The following is a 14,687-nucleotide window of genomic DNA, read 5'->3' on the forward strand; positions in this document are numbered from 1 at the left end:
GGGAGGGACGGAAATCCGCCTGGGTGGGGGTGGGAGTTGGGTGGTGGGTGTGGCGGGTGAGGCGGAGGGGTGGGGCAGGGGACAGAGGGAGGCGGAGGGGCAGTGACGCGGTGGCGTGCAGCGACTGAAGGGGGCTGGGGTGGCGCGGCGCCTGAGGCGGGGGCGGGCGGGCGCGGTGACTGCGTACCGTCACGCAAGCCGGGGTGCGGGGGTTACCGAAAGGGCAGGGGGCGGCCGGGATTCCAGCGGGGATGTCCGCGCACCACGAACGACGGTGGCCCGTCCGCTTGTCGCAGACGGGCCACCGTTCCGGGGTGGGCGATACTGGGTTCGAACCAGTGACCTCTTCGGTGTGAACGAAGCGCTCTCCCACTGAGCTAATCGCCCGGGCGCAGGAAGAACATTACCCCATGTCACGGGGTGCCTGTGACCGCGGCGGCCCGGCCCCCGGGCTCCTCCGGAAGATCACTGGTCCTTGATGTTCCAGGGCATCTCGAAGCCGAACTTCCACAGGTAGACACCCGTGAGAACACCGATGATCACCAGACCGATCGAGGTCAGGATGATGTTACGGCGGCGCACCTTGGGGTCGAGGGCGCGCGCGGCCGCCTCGGTGACCTTGCGCTTGGTCCAGCGCAGCACGAGCTGGGCCCAGACGAACTCCGTCGCCCAGATCGCCATACCGCCGAAGATCACGACCCACCCGGGTCCGGGCAGCGGCAGCATGACGATGCCGGCGGCCACCACGGCCAGGCCGATCACGAAAACGCCGACCTGCCAGCTCAGATGCAGCACGCGGCGCGCCTTGACGAACTCGGGCGCCCTGGAGCCGAGCCCCTGATCCTGAGGCTCTTCCGCCGACCCGCCCATCTTGGCCCCGTCCGCCGCCACGGCTACCTCGCCAGGCTCGTTACTCCCCGTATTCATACAGCCAGACCCTACCCGAGAGATTCCAGTCACCGGAATGGTGGTACTTCGCGAACAGGCTCTCGGCCGGAAGAGTTACGTAAAGGCACGCAAAACACTCAGAGGGGTTTACAACGGCACCGTAGGTGGCATGTCGATTTCGCCGACGTGCGAATCCCCGAGCGCACACTGAGCGAAAGGCCCTGGCGCTTATGAACACCACGGTCAGCTGCGAGCTGCACCTGCGCCTCGTTGTGTCGAGCGAGTCCTCCCTGCCTGTCCCCGCAGGCCTGCGGTACGACACGGCCGACCCCTACGCCGTGCACGCCACCTTCCACACCGGAGCCGAGGAGACCGTCGAGTGGGTGTTCGCCCGCGACCTCCTCGCCGAAGGCCTGCACCGGCCGACCGGCACCGGCGACGTCCGTGTCTGGCCGTCACGCAGCCACGGCCAGGGCGTCGTCTGCATCGCCCTCAGTTCTCCCGAGGGCGAGGCCCTGCTCGAGGCCCCGGCGCGGGCCCTGGAGTCCTTCCTGAAGCGAACGGACGCGGCCGTGCCTCCCGGCACGGAACACCGGCATTTCGATCTCGACCAGGAGCTCTCGCACATCCTGGCGGAAAGCTAGGGCGAGGCTCATTCCGAGCTGCCCGGCGCCGTCCACTCGGGGAGACGGCTCGGGCCAGAACAATCGCACAGGGAACGCGCCGACGCCGCCCCACGGCCACCGTGGGGCGGCGTCGGTGCGCGTGGACCTGCCCCGGGCTCGCTCGCACATGCCCCAGGGACAGGGCTGAAAGCACCTTTGCAGACACTCACCCGCAGCTCAGGAGGACAGTCCCGGAGCTGTCACGGGCATCCGGCGCCGGGAGCCCCGTGGCTTCCGGGCTCCGGGCGGCTACCATCGGCCAGCATCGGCGGGCGCCCGCCCGACCCCCCAGGCCAGGGAGCGAAACGTGCTGATCACCCACGACACCCGGTGTGCGCTTGATGCCGTGGTGGATCTGGTGAACACCGCGCCGGAGGACGAGACCACCCCGGACGCGCTGCCGGATGTCGCCGCCCTCGCGGAGTTCGTGCACAAGCACGCCATCAGTGACGTCGGAACGCTGTCCGAGTTCGACCTCTCCGCGGTGCGCAAGATCCGGGGCCGGTTCGCCGGGATCTTCGCGGCCCGGGACGCCCGGACGGCCTCCGGGCTGATCAATGAGCTGGTCGCCGCCGCGGGCACCACGCCCCGGCTCACGGATCACGACGGCTACGACTGGCATGTCCACTACTTCGCGCCCGGCGCCTCCGTCGCCGACCATCTCGCGGCCGACTGCGGAATGGCGCTGGCCTTCTTCGTGGTGGCCGGCGAGCAGGAGCGGCTGCGGCGCTGTGAGGCCCCCGACTGCCGGCGCGCCTTCGTCGACCTCTCCCGCAACCGTTCCCGCCGCTACTGCGACAGCCGCACCTGCGGCAACCGCCTCCACGTGGCCGCCTACCGCGCCCGCCGCAAGGAAGCGGCGGGCTGACCGAACGCCAGCGCTGGGACGGCCGGCATGCCGGAGCGAAGGGGCCGGTCACGCCGGGGTCAGGAGGGCTGGTCACGCCGGGGTCAGGAGGGGCTGGTCACGCCGGGGTCAGGAGGGCTGGTCACGCCGGGGTCAGGAGGGGCTGGTCACGCCGGGGTCAGGAGGGCTGGTCACGCCGGGGCAGGCAGGCCTCGCGGGCCGGGCAGGAAGAGTGAGCGGGCGCACCGGGGCAGCGGTGGCCGGTCACGCCGGGGCGAGGAAGGCCGGTCACGCCTGATCAGGCAGCACCACGCAGACCGGGGCAGAAAGAGCCGGCGGACGCACCAGGACACTCGCGGCCTGGCAAGCCCGGGCGAGAAGGGCCGCTCACGCCGGGCAAAGAAAGCAAGTCACGCCGGGGCGACGAAGGCCGGTCACGCCTGATCAGGCAGGGCCACGCAGGCCGGGGCAGGAAGAGGCGGCGGGCGGACCAGGGCAGGGGTGGCCGGGACGTCGGGGTGCGCTGTGGAGGGACCGCGAGCGAGGGCAGTAGAGCGCGTCGCGGCAAGGGGGCAGTCGAGGCGGGGGATGGGAGCGGACCCGGTCGGTTTGGTGGGAAGTGCGGGCACAGAGTTCTCGGTGCCGACGCGGCCCCGGCGGGTGGCGCCGGGTACCGCGGGGTACGGCTCAGAGCAGCAGCAGATCGTGCAGCGACGCAATGAGCAGCAGACACCCGATCACCGCTAGGAAGATCATCAGCGGTGGCTGGGAAAGGGCGAAGAGGCATCCGCGCGGCTCGTCCTGAGGCGGCGCGGGGTCGCTTTGTTTCGTGTCCAGCATCTCGGGGGCGATGATGGCGCAGGTCAGCCGTCCCGCGCGATCAACGCGCCCGGAATGAGCGGGTGTTCGCCGTATTCCGTGACGACGGTTTCAGGCCGTGATCGTTTCCGCGCGTCGGCGGGCCGACTGTGTCGTTTCAACCGTCATCGGGCGCCCCGTCACCCAGGACCCGGCTTCATATGCCGTGCTTCTTGAGGATCGCCTCGATGTCACTGAAGTCGTCGGCGGAGTCGGTCCCCCGCGTGGTGGACGTCGGTCGGGAAGCCGGGCGGGGCGAGGCCGGGCCCAGGGAGGGGGCCGAGGCCGTGGGGGCCACTGCGTCGGGCCGGGCGGAGCGGGCTGCCGCCTTGCGTTCCTTGCGGGTGGCGCGGCTGCCGCCACGGCGGCGCTCCACCGCTCGGGTGGTCGCGAACAGGGCCCAGGCTGAACCCAGCACCACGAAGCCGGCCCAGGCGGTCGGGCTGAAGGCGGTGTCGGCGAGCCACTCGACGACTCCGGTCATCACGAGCCCGAGCGGCACGAGCGAGTAGGCGGCGATACGGGCGGCCGCGAGGAAACGCTTGCGGTAGGCCGTGACCGCCGCGATGCCCAGGCCGGCCACGGCGACGGCGGAACAGACGGTCTCGGCAATCATCCGGTCCTCCAGGCAGGGCTGACTCGGGCAGGGACACCACGACTCCACGCCTCGCGCAGGCAGGCGCTTCGTCCCTTCCATCCTGCACCTTCGTCCCCCTCCCGGGCCATGCTCGGAGCCGGACATCAGGGACATCTCCGGGTCGGCTCCTCCGCAGGACCTGGTCGGCGCCCCGGATCCGCATCCGGGGCGGTGGTCCGGATTGGGGCGGGCGGTGCGAACTGGGAGACTGGTGTCATGAACGACTCCGCCCCGGCCTCCGCCACCGCCCCGGCCTCCCCCCGTCCCGCCGTCGTCCTGGACGTCTGGTGCGAGCTGCAGTGCCCGGACTGCCGCAGTGCCCTCGACGATCTGCGCGCCCTGCGTGAGCGGTACGGCGACCGGCTGGAGCCACGGCTGCGGCACTTCCCGCTGGAGAAGCACAAGCACGCCTTCGCCGCCGCGCAGGCCGCCGAGGAGGCCCTGGAGCAGGGCAGGGGCTGGGCGTACGTCGAAGCCGTGCTGGGCCGGGTCGAGGAGCTGGACCGTGAGGGGGAACCCCTCCTGGTCGCGGTGGCCGGTGAACTCGGGCTGGACGCAGAGGAGTTCGACACCGCTCTGATCGACGGCCGGCACATCCTGATCGTGGACGCCGACCAGGCCGAGGGCAAGGCGATCGGCGTCACCGGCACCCCGACCTACGTCATCGGCGGCGAGCGTCTCGACGGCGGCAAGAGCCAGGAGGGGCTGCGCGAACGCATCGAGGAGATCGCGGACCGGCTGCTGGCCGAGGCCAAGTAGCTCCGGGCGTCACCGCAGGTTCCTGAGTCTTCCTGCGTCGTCTTGCGTCGTCTTACTGACTGGGCCTCAGAGCAGGTTCTTGTACATCGAGTAGCCGACGGTCACGTACCCGAGGGACTCGTAGAGGCGCTCGGCCGGTGTGTTGCCCGCGAAGACGTTGAGACCGAGCACCTGCCGGCCGGCGGCCAGTGCCTGGGCCTCGGCCAGCAACAGCAGGGAGCGGCCGTGGCCCCGGCCGCGATGCTCCTCGTAGGCCTCGACGTTGTAGACGAACGCCTTGTCGCCGGGAAAGGCGAGCCACAGGTCTCCGACCGGGGTGCCCTCGTGCTCCAGGACGCTGATGCGGGCGTTCTCCGTCGCCAGTCCCCGGGGCAGCAACCGCTCGTAGTCCGCGTGCGCCCTGGCCAGGGCGGGCTCGGCGGGCACCCCACGGTCGATCCAGTCCTGCGCGTACTCCACGGTGCCGCGCTCGGCCCACGGGCCGTACTCGGCCTCCGTCATGGGCCGGGCCCGGCTGCCCGGGGGCAGTTCGGGCGCCACGGCGCCCAGTCGCTTCTCCATGCCGCGGTTGCGGTGGACGTATCCGAGGGCCGTCGCGAGCCGCAGCGCGGCCTCGGAATCGCCCGGCACCCTGATCTCGACCTGTCGGCAGCCCCAGCCCCGGGCCACCTCCTCGGCGGCGAGCGCGGCCACCGTGCCCCGGCCACGGCCGCGGTCCGGCTCCTCGATGTGCAGGTCGTCGATGTGGGCGACGGCGAGCCCGAAGGCCGGATCGGTGGAGAGGCGGACCGCTCCGACGGGGCGGCTGTTCACACACACCCGGAAGTGGCGGGACAGAGCCCCGTCGGCAGCGCGCTGAAGCGGCTCGGTCGGCCGCAGGGTCGTGGTCATCAGGGGGTTTCTACCCGTGTCCACGGGCCGAAGTCAGCTCGTTTTCCGCGCGGTGGCGGGCGACCCGCAAGGGGACTACGGGTCCAGGTCGTTCCCGGCCCGTTCGTCGAAGATCCGCATCGCCTTGGCGGTCACCGGGCCCGGGGCTCCGGGGAGTTCGCGGGTGTCGACGCGGTGGACGGCCTGGACGTCGCGGAGGGTGGAGGTGAGAAAGACCTCGTCGGCGCGCTCCAGCACGTCGAGCGGAAGGTCGGTCTCCTGGGCGCCGGTCCACTCGACGGTCAACTGGCGGGTGATGCCCGCGAGGCAGCCGGAGGCGAGCGGCGGGGTGTGGATCTCGCCGTCCAGGACGACGAAGACGTTCGAGCCGGTGCCCTCGCAGAGCTGTCCGACGGTGTTCGCGAAGAGGGCCTCCGAGGCGCCGTGCTCGTGGGCGCGGGCCAGGGCGACGACGTTCTCCGCGTACGAGGTCGTCTTGAGGCCGGTCAGCGCGCCGCGCTCGTTGCGGGTCCAGGGGACCGTGATCACGGCGGTGGAGTCGGGACGGCGGGTGGTCTCGCCGAGGGCGACGACGAGGGTGGGGCCCTGGTCGCCGCGGTCGGAGCCGAGGGGGCCACGGCCGCCGGTGTAGGTGATGCGCAGGCGGCCGAGCCGCATCGGGTTCGCCTCGAGGACGGCGGCGCAGGCCGCGCGGACCTCGTCGTGGTCGGGGTCCGGCAGGCCGAGGCCGCGCGCGGAGCGGGTCAGCCGGTCGAGGTGCCGGGTCAGCGCGAACGTCCTCCCGTCCGTCGCCTTCACCGTCTCGAAGATGCCGTCGCCCACGGTCAGTCCGTGATCGAGGACGGAGACGCGGGCGGACTCGATGTCCTGCAGTGCGCCGTCGAGCCAGATCTTCACCTCAGGGTCCCTTCACTCACCTCGTACGTCCCCGACGCTACCGCGAGCAGCCGGGCCGCCTTCAGTTCGGTCTCCAGCCACTCCGCCTCGGGGTCGGAGCCCCACGTGATGCCGGCGCCGGTGCCGAAACGCAGCACGCCGTCGGCGCGGTCGATCCAGAAGGTGCGGATGCCGACGGCCAGCTCGGCGGTGCCCCGGTCGGCGTCCACCCAGCCGATGCCTCCGCAGTACGGCCCGCGCGGTGCCGTCTCCAGCGCGTCGATGATCCGCAGGGCGCTGGACTTGGGGGCGCCGGTGACCGAGCCGGGCGGGAAGGCGGCGTCGAGGAGTTCGGGCCAGCCGGCGCCGTCGCGCAGCTCGCCGCGGACCGTGGAGACGAGGTGAACCAGTCCCGGGTGCTTCTCCACCGCGCACAGGTCGGGGACGGTCACGGTGCCGGTGGCGCAGACGCGCCCGATGTCGTTGCGGACGAGGTCCACGATCATCACGTTCTCGGCGTAGTCCTTGTCGAGGAGGTCGGCCTCGGTGCGTCCGGTGCCCTTGATCGGGCCGGACTCGACGGTCCGTCCGTCGCGGCGGAGGAAGAGCTCGGGGGACGCGGTGGCGATCTCGACGCCGTGACCGGGCAGGCGAATCGTTCCTGCATAGGGTGCCGGGTTACCGCGGGCCAGCAGCGCGGTCAGGGCGTCGACATCGGCGCCGGACGCGACGGGCGCCGTGAGGACGCGGCAGAGGTTCGCCTGGTAGACCTCGCCGGCCGCGATGTGTTCCCGTATGCGGCGCACGCCCGCGGTGTACGCGGCGCGGTCGAGCGACGACGTCCAGTCGTCCGCGGCGGGTCCCCGCCACTCCCCCGGCAGGGGCTCCGGCACCGGCTCGTGCCGTACGTCGGCGAAGCGGGCGCAGACGACACGGCCCTCGAAGTCCGCGCAGACGGCCCAGAAACCGGCCGAGTCGAGGGCCTCGGGGTCGTCGGTGACGTCGAGAAGGCCGGTGGCGACACGGCCGCCGAAGCGGGCGAGAGGAGACAGATCGAGCACGGTGTCGAGTCTAGGTCGGGTGCCGGCGGGGCGGTTCGGGGATGTCCCCGGCGGGACCCTGAGCAGGTCCGTAGTACGACCGTGAGCAGGTCAGCGGTACGACACCGAGGATGTTCGCGGTACGACCGTGAGCCGACCGGGACGTGTCCGGTGCGGGTCGGGGCGGGGCCGCAGGGGCGCACGCTGCACAAACGCGTTTTTGTACTGGCCCAGGAATCCGCTAGAGTTCATCACGTCGCCGGGACGCGAGAGCGCACCGAAACGACAAGCGGACGTAGCTCAGTTGGTAGAGCGCAACCTTGCCAAGGTTGAGGTCGCGAGTTCGAGCCTCGTCGTCCGCTCGAAGGAAAGTGGGGACTCCCGGTCCCCTACACTCCTGGTGGAGTGGCCGAGAGGCGAGGCAACGGCCTGCAAAGCCGTCTACACGGGTTCAAATCCCGTCTCCACCTCCAAGGACGATTAGCTCAGCGGGAGAGCGCTTCCCTGACACGGAAGAGGTCACTGGTTCAATCCCAGTATCGTCCACTGGATCTTGGCCGGAAGGCCCGGGATCCACCCCGCGCGATTAGCTCAGCGGGAGAGCGCTTCCCTGACACGGAAGAGGTCACTGGTTCAATCCCAGTATCGCGCACGCAGTGTTTGTGATCCGCTCCCCGGAGTGATCGCGGTCCCGAGGACGATTAGCTCAGCGGGAGAGCGCTTCCCTGACACGGAAGAGGTCACTGGTTCAATCCCAGTATCGTCCACGCACCGGAAGCCCCCGGCCGTTTCGTACGGCTGGGGGCTTCGTCGTGTGTACGGCTCGCCTGCGCGCCTCAGCTGGAGAACAGCATGTGGCCGAAGCTCTTGTGGCGGTGGTGGCCGCCGTGGTGCCCCCCGTGGTGGCCGCCGTGCGGGGCGCCCCAGGCCGGGGCGGGAGCGGCCGGGTACGCCTGCGGGGCGGGCGGCGGGGGCGCAGGCTGGGTCCACTGGGACTCCAGGCGGGTCAGCGCCTCCAGCTCGCCGTAGTCGAGGAAGATCCCCCGGCAGTTGGCGCACTGTTCGATCTGGACGCCGTTGCGGTTGTATGTGTGCATCTGTCCGTGACACTTCGGGCACTGCATGGTTCGGCTCAACTCCTCGCCGGTCGGTCCTGTTTCGCGTACCGCCAGGACAGACTCTGTCCGGCTGCGGTCGGTTGCACCCTACTTCGCGGAACTCGACGGCAACTGGGGAGGTACCGAACCCATTCGGGCACACGCGTCGACGAGGGACTGCTCGACCTCGTCCAGCGGTCGGCCCTCGGTGAGCGCCTTGGTCACGGCGCGGGCCGCGGTCTGGACGGTGAGGGCGCGGGCAGGCACGTCGAGGGCGGGCCAGGGGTCGCCGTCCGCGGGAACGGCCGGGCCGGCGGCGGTGCGGTAGGCGTCCAGGAAGCGGGTCCATTCGTCGGGCGGGAGCAGGCCGCAGGCGTACCAGGCGGCGGGGCGGGCGAGGTCCCAGGCGGGGACTCCCACGCCGAGGTCGTCCACGTCGATCAGGCGCCAGGGGCCGTCGGGGGCGGGATGGCGGACCAGTTGGCCGAGGTGGAGGTCGCCGTGGCAGAGGGTGGTGGTGTCGGGCATGGGGGCTGCCGCGCGGGCCCAGGCGGGGAGGGTGGACCAGGCGCGGAGGACGGGGGCGGTGGCGGGGTGCGGGCCTGCTGCCTGGAGGCGTGCGACCGCCTGGGCGGCCTTGGCGGGGCCTCGCATCGGGGGGAGGCCGGGGGTGGGGACGGGGGCGTGGTGGAGGCGGGCGAGGAGGGTGGCGGCCTCTTCCCAGGGGGCGGCGTCGGGGTCGTCGGGGTCCACGGGGGTGCCGTAGGGCCAGAACGTGACGAGGCGGTCGTTCAGGGGGACAGGGGTCGGGGTGAGTGGGGGGAGGAGGAGGTCGGGGTGGTGGGTGGCCGTGGCGAGGCGGGGGGTGAGGTCGGTGGGGGTGGTGGTGGGGGCGTGGGCCTTCGCGACGGTGTCCGCGTGGCGGACGACTGTGGCGTCGGGGCGGTCGGTGAGGGTCCCTGCGGGGCAGGAGCAGGGGTATGGGTGAGGGTGAGGGTGGGGGTGAGGCTGAGGCTGAGGGGAACTGGGGTGGGCCTTGGCCTTGGCTCGGGCTGTGAGGGCGGTGAGCAAGGGGGTGGCGGTCACGGGGCTCCCTGGGGTGGTGCGGGATCTGGTGGTGAGCGTACGGCGTTGAGTCCCGGGGCTGCCGGGGAACCGGTGTCGCTGCGGGCCTCTGCGTCCCTCGCCCCCGCCGCCCTTACCCTTCCCATCCCCCAGGGGGCTCCGCCCCCTGGACCCCCCATCGGCCCTGAACGGGCCTCGTCCTCAAACGCCGGACGGGCTGAATTCGCTGGGCCCGCGCTGAGACGTGCCGCCATCGGCCCTGAACGGGCCTCGTCCTCAATCGCCGGACGGGCTGAATTCGCTGGGCCCGCGCTGAAAGGCGCAGCCCCCAAAGGGCTGAGTCGACCTGCGTTGAAAGGTGCAGCCCAGGCAGAGCAATGCCGGCGCAGCTCCCCAGCTGCGCCGGCATTTATTGCCGTCCGCCGCACCCCCGTCCCCACGGGGTTTCATGGATGGATGTCCCCGCCCGGACCGCTCTTCCGGGCCTGGGGTCGCCGCTCAGCGCCCCAGCATCACACCCACGGACGACGCCTGTGTGGCCACTGTCTCCCAGCCGTCGAAGACGAGGAGGAGCAGGGCCGCCAGGGGAAGGGCCATGAGTGTCGCCACCGCGGGGTGGCGGCGGCCCGTGCGGCGTGTGCGAGTGCGGAGCTGTGTCCGCGGTGCCGTGTGGGCCATGGTCCCTCTCCTGACCGTCTTGGTTGTCCTTGGCAGCGGCGGGTGTCTGACCTCGGGGGACGAGTGCTGCACCCGCCGCTTGACCTCAAATCTAGGCGCGCGGCGGATGGAGCACGTCATGCCCTCGTATCGATTGCCGGGCCTCCCGGAGGATGAGCCATGAGCCGGGGAGTACTCCCCTGGGTGGAGACGAAGTCCTAGGTCTCGGGGTCTTCCCGGAGGGGGTGCCCGGTGCGGGACGGTTTTTCCGAGCTGTCCTCGCGCGGGATCGGGTGCTCGACCAGGGCGAGGACCCTGTTCGCCATGAAGCGGGCGGTACGGACGGCCGTCCCGGTCCGCGTGACTTCGCTCACTTCCACCACCCCCCGACGGACCGCCGTCTCCACCCTGCGGCCCGCCCTGCTGGCCACCACCTCATACGTCCGTGTCGTGTCGCCGGCGTCCACGACTATCTCCACTCGGTCGCCCTTCACCGATCCAATCCCCCTTCTGTGACAGGTGGTTGAGGTCACAGCATCGCCAAAGGGCGCCTGTTCTCAGGCCCTCTGACCACTCTTCAAGTCTCCCACCCGGCACTGACAATCGATCGGGACCGGAGGGCGCGGCCTCTGCGCGCGAACGGCCGCGGAAACGTAAGCTGTGCCACGTCACACGGACCGGGCAGCGGGGATGAACATGGCGATGATGCGCCTGAGGCGCGAGGACCCGCGTGTCGTCGGCTCGTTCAGGCTTCACCGACGGCTCGGCGCGGGCGGAATGGGCGTCGTCTATCTGGGCTCCGACAAGAAGGGGCAGCGGGTCGCCCTGAAGGTGATCCGGCCCGATCTGGCGGAGGACCAGGAGTTCCGGTCGCGCTTCGCGCGCGAGGTGTCGGCCGCCCGGCGGATCCGGGGCGGGTGCACGGCCCGGCTGGTCGCCGCCGATCTCGAGGCCGATCGGCCGTGGTTCGCCACCCAGTACGTTCCCGGGCCCTCCCTCCACGACAAGGTCAACGACGAGGGGCCGGTCGGCGCCGCCGAGCTGGCGGCGATCGGGGCCGCGTTGTCGGAGGGGCTCGTCGCCGTCCACGAGGCCGGAGTCGTGCACCGGGACCTCAAGCCGTCCAACATCCTGCTGTCCCCCAAGGGGCCGCGGATCATCGACTTCGGCATCGCCTGGGCGACCGGCGCCTCGACACTCACCCATGTCGGTACGGCCGTCGGCTCCCCCGGCTTCCTCGCGCCCGAGCAGGTGCGGGGGGCCGCCGTCACTCCGGCCACCGACGTCTTCTCGCTCGGCGCCACGCTCGCGTACGCCTCCACGGCCGACTCCCCCTTCGGGCACGGCAGTTCCGAGGTGATGCTGTACCGCGTGGTGCACGAGGAGCCCCAGTTGCACGGCGTGGCCGACGCCCTGGCCCCGCTGATCCGGGCCTGTCTGGCGAAGGACCCCGACGAACGGCCCAGCACCCTCGATCTCTCACTGCGGCTGAAGGAGATCGCCGCCCGCGAGGCCCACGGCATGGGCGATGCGCGACCGCCCGTGCCCCGGGCCGCGGAGGCGGACCGGCCCACCGGGCGGCTCACCCACTCCAGCTATCCGGAGCGCACCCTGCGCCAACCGCCCCCGTCCGGTACAGGGGCCGGCCAGGGGTCGGGGGCCGGGACCGGGAGCGGTACTCCTCCGCCTCGGGGTGGAGTGCCCTCCTCCCGTGGGTCGGTTTCCTCTCGGGGTGGGGTTCCGTCGCGGGGCGGCAGCGCATCACGGGGTGGTGGCGGTCCCTCCTCCGCGTCGCGGTCCGGGAGCCGGCCCGCTCCCTCCTCACGCGGTGGTCGTCCCGGCGGCAGCGGCAGTCGGCCCGCGCCCCGCAGCGGGGCCGGACGGCCGGGGTCGAGGAACACGGGGACCGGTCGGCGGCCCGCCAATCCGCGGCTGCTGCGCCAGCGGCTGTTCGTCTTCGTCGTCGTGACACTGCTGGTGGCACTGGGCATCGGTATCGTCCAGGGCTGCCAGGGGCCGGCCCGTGGCCTCGGCGGCGAGGACGGCGTCGTACGGCAGCAGCAACCCCACTCGCAGTCGCAGGGGTACGTTCCCTCCGTCGACGGAGATTAGGGGCAACCGGTCTCGATCGGTGCGTCAGTTTCGGGGGCGGCCCGTCGCCACCGCATAGAAGGCGACCGCCGCCGCCGCGCCCACGTTGAGGGAGTCGACGCCGTGGGACATGGGGATGCGGACCCATTCGTCGGCGGCGACCAGGGCCTGGGTGGACAGGCCGTCGCCCTCGGCGCCGAGCATCAGGGCCACCCTGTCCATCCGGTGCGGGGCCGCCTCGTCGAGGGAGCGCGCCTTCTCGTCCGGGGTGAGGGCGAGCAGGGTGAACCCGGCCTCGCGGACCGAGTCCAGCCCCTTGGGCCAGGTGTCCAGACGGGCGTACGGCACGGAGAAGACCGCACCCATCGACACCTTCACGCTGCGGCGGTAGAGCGGGTCGGCGCAGTCCGGGGAAAGCAGGACCGCGTCCATGCCCAGGGCCGCGGCGGAGCGGAAGATCGCGCCGATGTTCGTGTGGTCGTTGACCGATTCCATGATCACGACGCGGCGCGCGGTCTGGAGGAGTTCGGCGGCCGTCGGGAGCGGCTTGCGCTGCATGGAGGCGAGGGCGCCCCGGTGCACGTGATAGCCGGTGACGCGTTCGGCGAGCTCCGGGCTGACGGCGTAGACCGGGGCCGGGAGCTCGTCGATGACATCGCGCATGACGTCGACCCACTTGGCGGAGAGCAGCATCGAGCGCATCTCGTACCCGGCGTCCTTGGCCCGCCGGATGACCTTCTCGCCCTCCGCGATGAACAGGCCCTCGGCGGGCTCGCGCTTGCGGCGCAGCTCGACGTCGGTCAGGCCGGTGTAGTCGCGCAGGCGCGGGTCGTCGGGGTCCTCAACGGTGATGAGATCGGCCACAGGGTGATACTGCCTTGTCCTGGGTGTGGTGCCAACGGCTGTGAACGGGTTGTGTTACCCGGGGTTACGCCAGGCCTGGTCAGGCCGCCGGGTCCGGGCCCACGGTGACGACCTCGCCGATGACGATGACCGCGGGAGGCTTGACCTCCTGGGTCCGTACCGTCTCGGCGACCGTCGCCAGGGTCGCGTCGACACGGCGCTGGGCGGCGGTCGTGCCTTCCTGGACCAGGGCGACGGGCGTCCCGGCCGGCTTGCCGTGTGCGACGAGCGTCTCGGCGATCTTCCCGATCTTGTCGACGCCCATCAGGATCACGAGGGTGCCGGTGAGCTTGGCGAGAGAGGGCCAGTCGACCAGGGAGCGCTCGTCGTCGGGGGCCACATGACCGCTGACGACCGTGAACTCGTGGGCCACGCCGCGGTGGGTGACCGGGATGCCGGCCGCGCCGGGGACGGAGATGGAGCTGGAGATGCCCGGGACGACCGTGCAGGGGATGCCGGCCTCGGCGAGGGCCTGCAGTTCCTCCATGCCGCGGCCGAAGACGTAGGGGTCGCCGCCCTTGAGGCGGACCACCGACTTGCCCTGCTTGGCGTGCTCGATCAGCGCGTTGTTGATGGCCTCCTGGGCCATGTAACGGCCGTACGGGATCTTCGCCGCGTCGATCACCTCGACGTGCGGGGGGAGCTCGGCGAGGAGGTCGCGCGGGCCGAGGCGGTCGGCGATGACGACGTCGGCCTCGGCGAGGAGGCGGCGGCCGCGGACCGTGATCAGGTCGGGGTCGCCGGGGCCGCCCCCGACGAGTGCGACGCCGGAGGTGCGGGTGCGGTGGTGGGGGGCGACGAGCGTGCCGTCGCGCAGGCCCTCGACCACCGCGTCACGGATGGCGGCGGTGTGGCGGGGGTCGCGGCCCTTGGCGTCCGTGGTGAGGACGGCGACGGTGACGCCCTCGCTGGTACCGGTGGCCGGGGTCCATGCGGTCGCCTTGTCGGCGTCGTCGGAGCGGACGCACCAGACGCGGTGGCGCTCCGCCTCGGCCGAGGCGAGGGTGTTGGCCTCCTGGTCGCTGGTGGCGATCAGGGCGTACCAGGCGTTCGCCAGGTCGCCTTCGGCGTAGGGGCGCCTGTGCCAGGTGAGTTCGCCGGCGTCCGCCATCGCCTCTACGGAGGGGGTCGCCTCGGGGGATACGAGGTGGATGTCCGCGCCTGCTGCGATCAGGGCGGGGAGGCGGCGCTGGGCGACCTGGCCGGCGCCGAGGACTACGACCCTGCGGTCGGTGAGGCGGAGGCCTACGGGGTAGGGGGGGTGTTCGGCCATGAGGGGCGGCTCCTCCGGGCTTGGCGGTGGCCCTGACGTGCAGATTTTAAGCGGCGGGTGGATTTGGCGGATCGGGTGTCCGGTGGGTGGGCGCTGTGTGCCGGGTGCCGGGCCATGGGTGGTTGTGCCCACCCTCCCAG

General features: G+C 71.7%; 16 protein-coding genes and 6 tRNA genes. 9 read left to right on the forward strand and 13 right to left on the reverse strand.

The features are described from left to right. Positions 1-315: 315 nt before the first annotated feature. Together ACLZN2_RS01665 and ACLZN2_RS01670 are read right to left on the reverse strand one after the other, a co-directional pair. A tRNA-Val gene (locus ACLZN2_RS01665) sits at positions 316-387 on the reverse strand. Positions 388-465: 78 nt separating this feature from the next. Then, positions 466-927, reverse strand: coding sequence for a TIGR02611 family protein (locus ACLZN2_RS01670; protein ID WP_416976504.1), 462 nt, complete (start codon positions 925-927; stop codon positions 466-468). Between the two features lie 191 nt (positions 928-1,118). Here ACLZN2_RS01670 and ACLZN2_RS01675 point away from each other — a divergent pair, with 191 nt between their 5' ends. Both ACLZN2_RS01675 and ACLZN2_RS01680 read left to right on the forward strand, forming a co-directional pair. After that, positions 1,119-1,532 (forward strand): SsgA family sporulation/cell division regulator, encoded by a 414-nt coding sequence (locus tag ACLZN2_RS01675; protein ID WP_004002642.1) that lies wholly within the window; start codon positions 1,119-1,121, stop codon positions 1,530-1,532. 328 nt (positions 1,533-1,860) lie between these two features. Then, positions 1,861-2,421 carry a CGNR zinc finger domain-containing protein gene (locus ACLZN2_RS01680; RefSeq protein ID WP_416976505.1) on the forward strand — a complete coding sequence of 187 codons (561 nt, stop codon included), beginning with the start codon at positions 1,861-1,863 and terminating at the stop codon, positions 2,419-2,421. Positions 2,422-3,087: 666 nt separating this feature from the next. Here ACLZN2_RS01680 and ACLZN2_RS01685 read toward each other — a convergent pair. After that, on the reverse strand, positions 3,088-3,240 hold the full coding sequence (locus ACLZN2_RS01685; RefSeq protein ID WP_416976506.1) for a hypothetical protein: 153 nt from the start codon (positions 3,238-3,240) through the stop codon (positions 3,088-3,090). A 175-nt stretch (positions 3,241-3,415) separates the two neighbouring features. Further along, a complete protein-coding gene (locus tag ACLZN2_RS01690) occupies positions 3,416-3,874 on the reverse strand; it encodes a hypothetical protein (RefSeq protein WP_416976507.1) in 459 nt (152 codons plus the stop codon). 237 nt (positions 3,875-4,111) lie between these two features. Here ACLZN2_RS01690 and ACLZN2_RS01695 point away from each other — a divergent pair, with 237 nt between their 5' ends. Beyond that, positions 4,112-4,654: a DsbA family protein gene (locus ACLZN2_RS01695; RefSeq protein WP_416976508.1), complete on the forward strand. Its 543-nt coding sequence runs from the start codon at positions 4,112-4,114 to the stop codon at positions 4,652-4,654. A 66-nt stretch (positions 4,655-4,720) separates the two neighbouring features. Here the strand turns inward: ACLZN2_RS01695 and ACLZN2_RS01700 are convergent, their stop codons facing one another. From ACLZN2_RS01700 to ACLZN2_RS01710, 3 genes are all read right to left on the reverse strand, one after another. Continuing rightward, positions 4,721-5,545, reverse strand: coding sequence for a GNAT family N-acetyltransferase (locus tag ACLZN2_RS01700; RefSeq protein WP_416976509.1), 825 nt, complete (start codon positions 5,543-5,545; stop codon positions 4,721-4,723). A 75-nt stretch (positions 5,546-5,620) separates the two neighbouring features. Continuing rightward, positions 5,621-6,442: an aminotransferase class IV gene (locus tag ACLZN2_RS01705; protein WP_416976510.1), complete on the reverse strand. Its 822-nt coding sequence runs from the start codon at positions 6,440-6,442 to the stop codon at positions 5,621-5,623. Next, on the reverse strand, positions 6,439-7,482 hold the full coding sequence (locus tag ACLZN2_RS01710; protein ID WP_416976511.1) for a chorismate-binding protein: 1,044 nt from the start codon (positions 7,480-7,482) through the stop codon (positions 6,439-6,441). Before ACLZN2_RS01710 ends, ACLZN2_RS01705 begins: the two co-directional genes overlap by 4 nt. Before the next feature lie 268 nt (positions 7,483-7,750). Here ACLZN2_RS01710 and ACLZN2_RS01715 point away from each other — a divergent pair. The 5 genes from ACLZN2_RS01715 to ACLZN2_RS01735 all read left to right on the forward strand — a co-directional run bounded on the left by ACLZN2_RS01715 (position 7,751) and on the right by ACLZN2_RS01735 (position 8,228). Continuing rightward, positions 7,751-7,823 (forward strand) — tRNA-Gly (locus ACLZN2_RS01715). Positions 7,824-7,860: 37 nt separating this feature from the next. Next, positions 7,861-7,934 (forward strand) — tRNA-Cys (locus tag ACLZN2_RS01720). A gap of 1 nt (position 7,935) precedes the next feature. Next, positions 7,936-8,007 (forward strand) — tRNA-Val (locus tag ACLZN2_RS01725). A 34-nt stretch (positions 8,008-8,041) separates the two neighbouring features. Next, a tRNA-Val gene (locus tag ACLZN2_RS01730) sits at positions 8,042-8,113 on the forward strand. A gap of 43 nt (positions 8,114-8,156) precedes the next feature. Further along, positions 8,157-8,228, forward strand: a tRNA-Val gene (locus tag ACLZN2_RS01735). Between the two features lie 69 nt (positions 8,229-8,297). Here ACLZN2_RS01735 and ACLZN2_RS01740 read toward each other — a convergent pair. The 4 genes from ACLZN2_RS01740 to ACLZN2_RS01755 all read right to left on the reverse strand — a co-directional run bounded on the left by ACLZN2_RS01740 (position 8,298) and on the right by ACLZN2_RS01755 (position 10,774). Next, entirely contained in the window at positions 8,298-8,585 is a 288-nt protein-coding gene (locus tag ACLZN2_RS01740; RefSeq protein WP_416976512.1) for a zf-TFIIB domain-containing protein, read from the reverse strand. An 81-nt stretch (positions 8,586-8,666) separates the two neighbouring features. Next, on the reverse strand, positions 8,667-9,644 hold the full coding sequence (locus ACLZN2_RS01745; protein ID WP_416976513.1) for a phosphotransferase family protein: 978 nt from the start codon (positions 9,642-9,644) through the stop codon (positions 8,667-8,669). A 477-nt stretch (positions 9,645-10,121) separates the two neighbouring features. Further along, a complete protein-coding gene (locus ACLZN2_RS01750; protein WP_416976514.1) occupies positions 10,122-10,301 on the reverse strand; it encodes a hypothetical protein in 180 nt (59 codons plus the stop codon). Positions 10,302-10,498: 197 nt separating this feature from the next. Then, positions 10,499-10,774, reverse strand: coding sequence for a hypothetical protein (locus tag ACLZN2_RS01755; protein WP_416976515.1), 276 nt, complete (start codon positions 10,772-10,774; stop codon positions 10,499-10,501). A gap of 196 nt (positions 10,775-10,970) precedes the next feature. Here ACLZN2_RS01755 and ACLZN2_RS01760 point away from each other — a divergent pair, with 196 nt between their 5' ends. Then, positions 10,971-12,392, forward strand: coding sequence for a serine/threonine-protein kinase (locus tag ACLZN2_RS01760; protein WP_416976626.1), 1,422 nt, complete (start codon positions 10,971-10,973; stop codon positions 12,390-12,392). Positions 12,393-12,416: 24 nt separating this feature from the next. On the opposite strand, the gene ACLZN2_RS01765 is transcribed toward ACLZN2_RS01760, so the two are convergent. Then, on the reverse strand, positions 12,417-13,235 hold the full coding sequence (locus ACLZN2_RS01765) for a TrmH family RNA methyltransferase (RefSeq protein WP_416976516.1): 819 nt from the start codon (positions 13,233-13,235) through the stop codon (positions 12,417-12,419). A 79-nt stretch (positions 13,236-13,314) separates the two neighbouring features. Next, on the reverse strand, positions 13,315-14,547 hold the full coding sequence (gene cobA, locus ACLZN2_RS01770) for a uroporphyrinogen-III C-methyltransferase (protein WP_416976517.1): 1,233 nt from the start codon (positions 14,545-14,547) through the stop codon (positions 13,315-13,317). Positions 14,548-14,687: the final 140 nt, after the last annotated feature.

This window comes from Streptomyces sp. T028 (assembly GCF_048159505.1).
Taxonomy (GTDB): Bacteria; Actinomycetota; Actinomycetes; order Streptomycetales; family Streptomycetaceae; genus Streptomyces.

Excerpts from the sequence above, each read along its gene's own strand:
- ACLZN2_RS01700 (WP_416976509.1), bottom strand. The coding sequence starts at position 5,545 with ATGACCACGACCCTGCGGCCGACCGAGCCGCTTCAGCGCGCTGCCGAC.
- ACLZN2_RS01740 (WP_416976512.1), bottom strand. The coding sequence starts at position 8,585 with ATGCAGTGCCCGAAGTGTCACGGACAGATGCACACATACAACCGCAAC.
- ACLZN2_RS01675 (WP_004002642.1), top strand. The coding sequence starts at position 1,119 with ATGAACACCACGGTCAGCTGCGAGCTGCACCTGCGCCTCGTTGTGTCG.
- ACLZN2_RS01690 (WP_416976507.1), bottom strand. The coding sequence starts at position 3,874 with ATGATTGCCGAGACCGTCTGTTCCGCCGTCGCCGTGGCCGGCCTGGGC.
- ACLZN2_RS01670 (WP_416976504.1), bottom strand. The coding sequence starts at position 927 with ATGAATACGGGGAGTAACGAGCCTGGCGAGGTAGCCGTGGCGGCGGAC.
- ACLZN2_RS01695 (WP_416976508.1), top strand. The coding sequence starts at position 4,112 with ATGAACGACTCCGCCCCGGCCTCCGCCACCGCCCCGGCCTCCCCCCGT.
- ACLZN2_RS01750 (WP_416976514.1), bottom strand. The coding sequence starts at position 10,301 with ATGGCCCACACGGCACCGCGGACACAGCTCCGCACTCGCACACGCCGC.
- ACLZN2_RS01685 (WP_416976506.1), bottom strand. The coding sequence starts at position 3,240 with ATGCTGGACACGAAACAAAGCGACCCCGCGCCGCCTCAGGACGAGCCG.
- cobA (WP_416976517.1), bottom strand. The coding sequence starts at position 14,547 with ATGGCCGAACACCCCCCCTACCCCGTAGGCCTCCGCCTCACCGACCGC.
- ACLZN2_RS01760 (WP_416976626.1), top strand. The coding sequence starts at position 10,971 with ATGAACATGGCGATGATGCGCCTGAGGCGCGAGGACCCGCGTGTCGTC.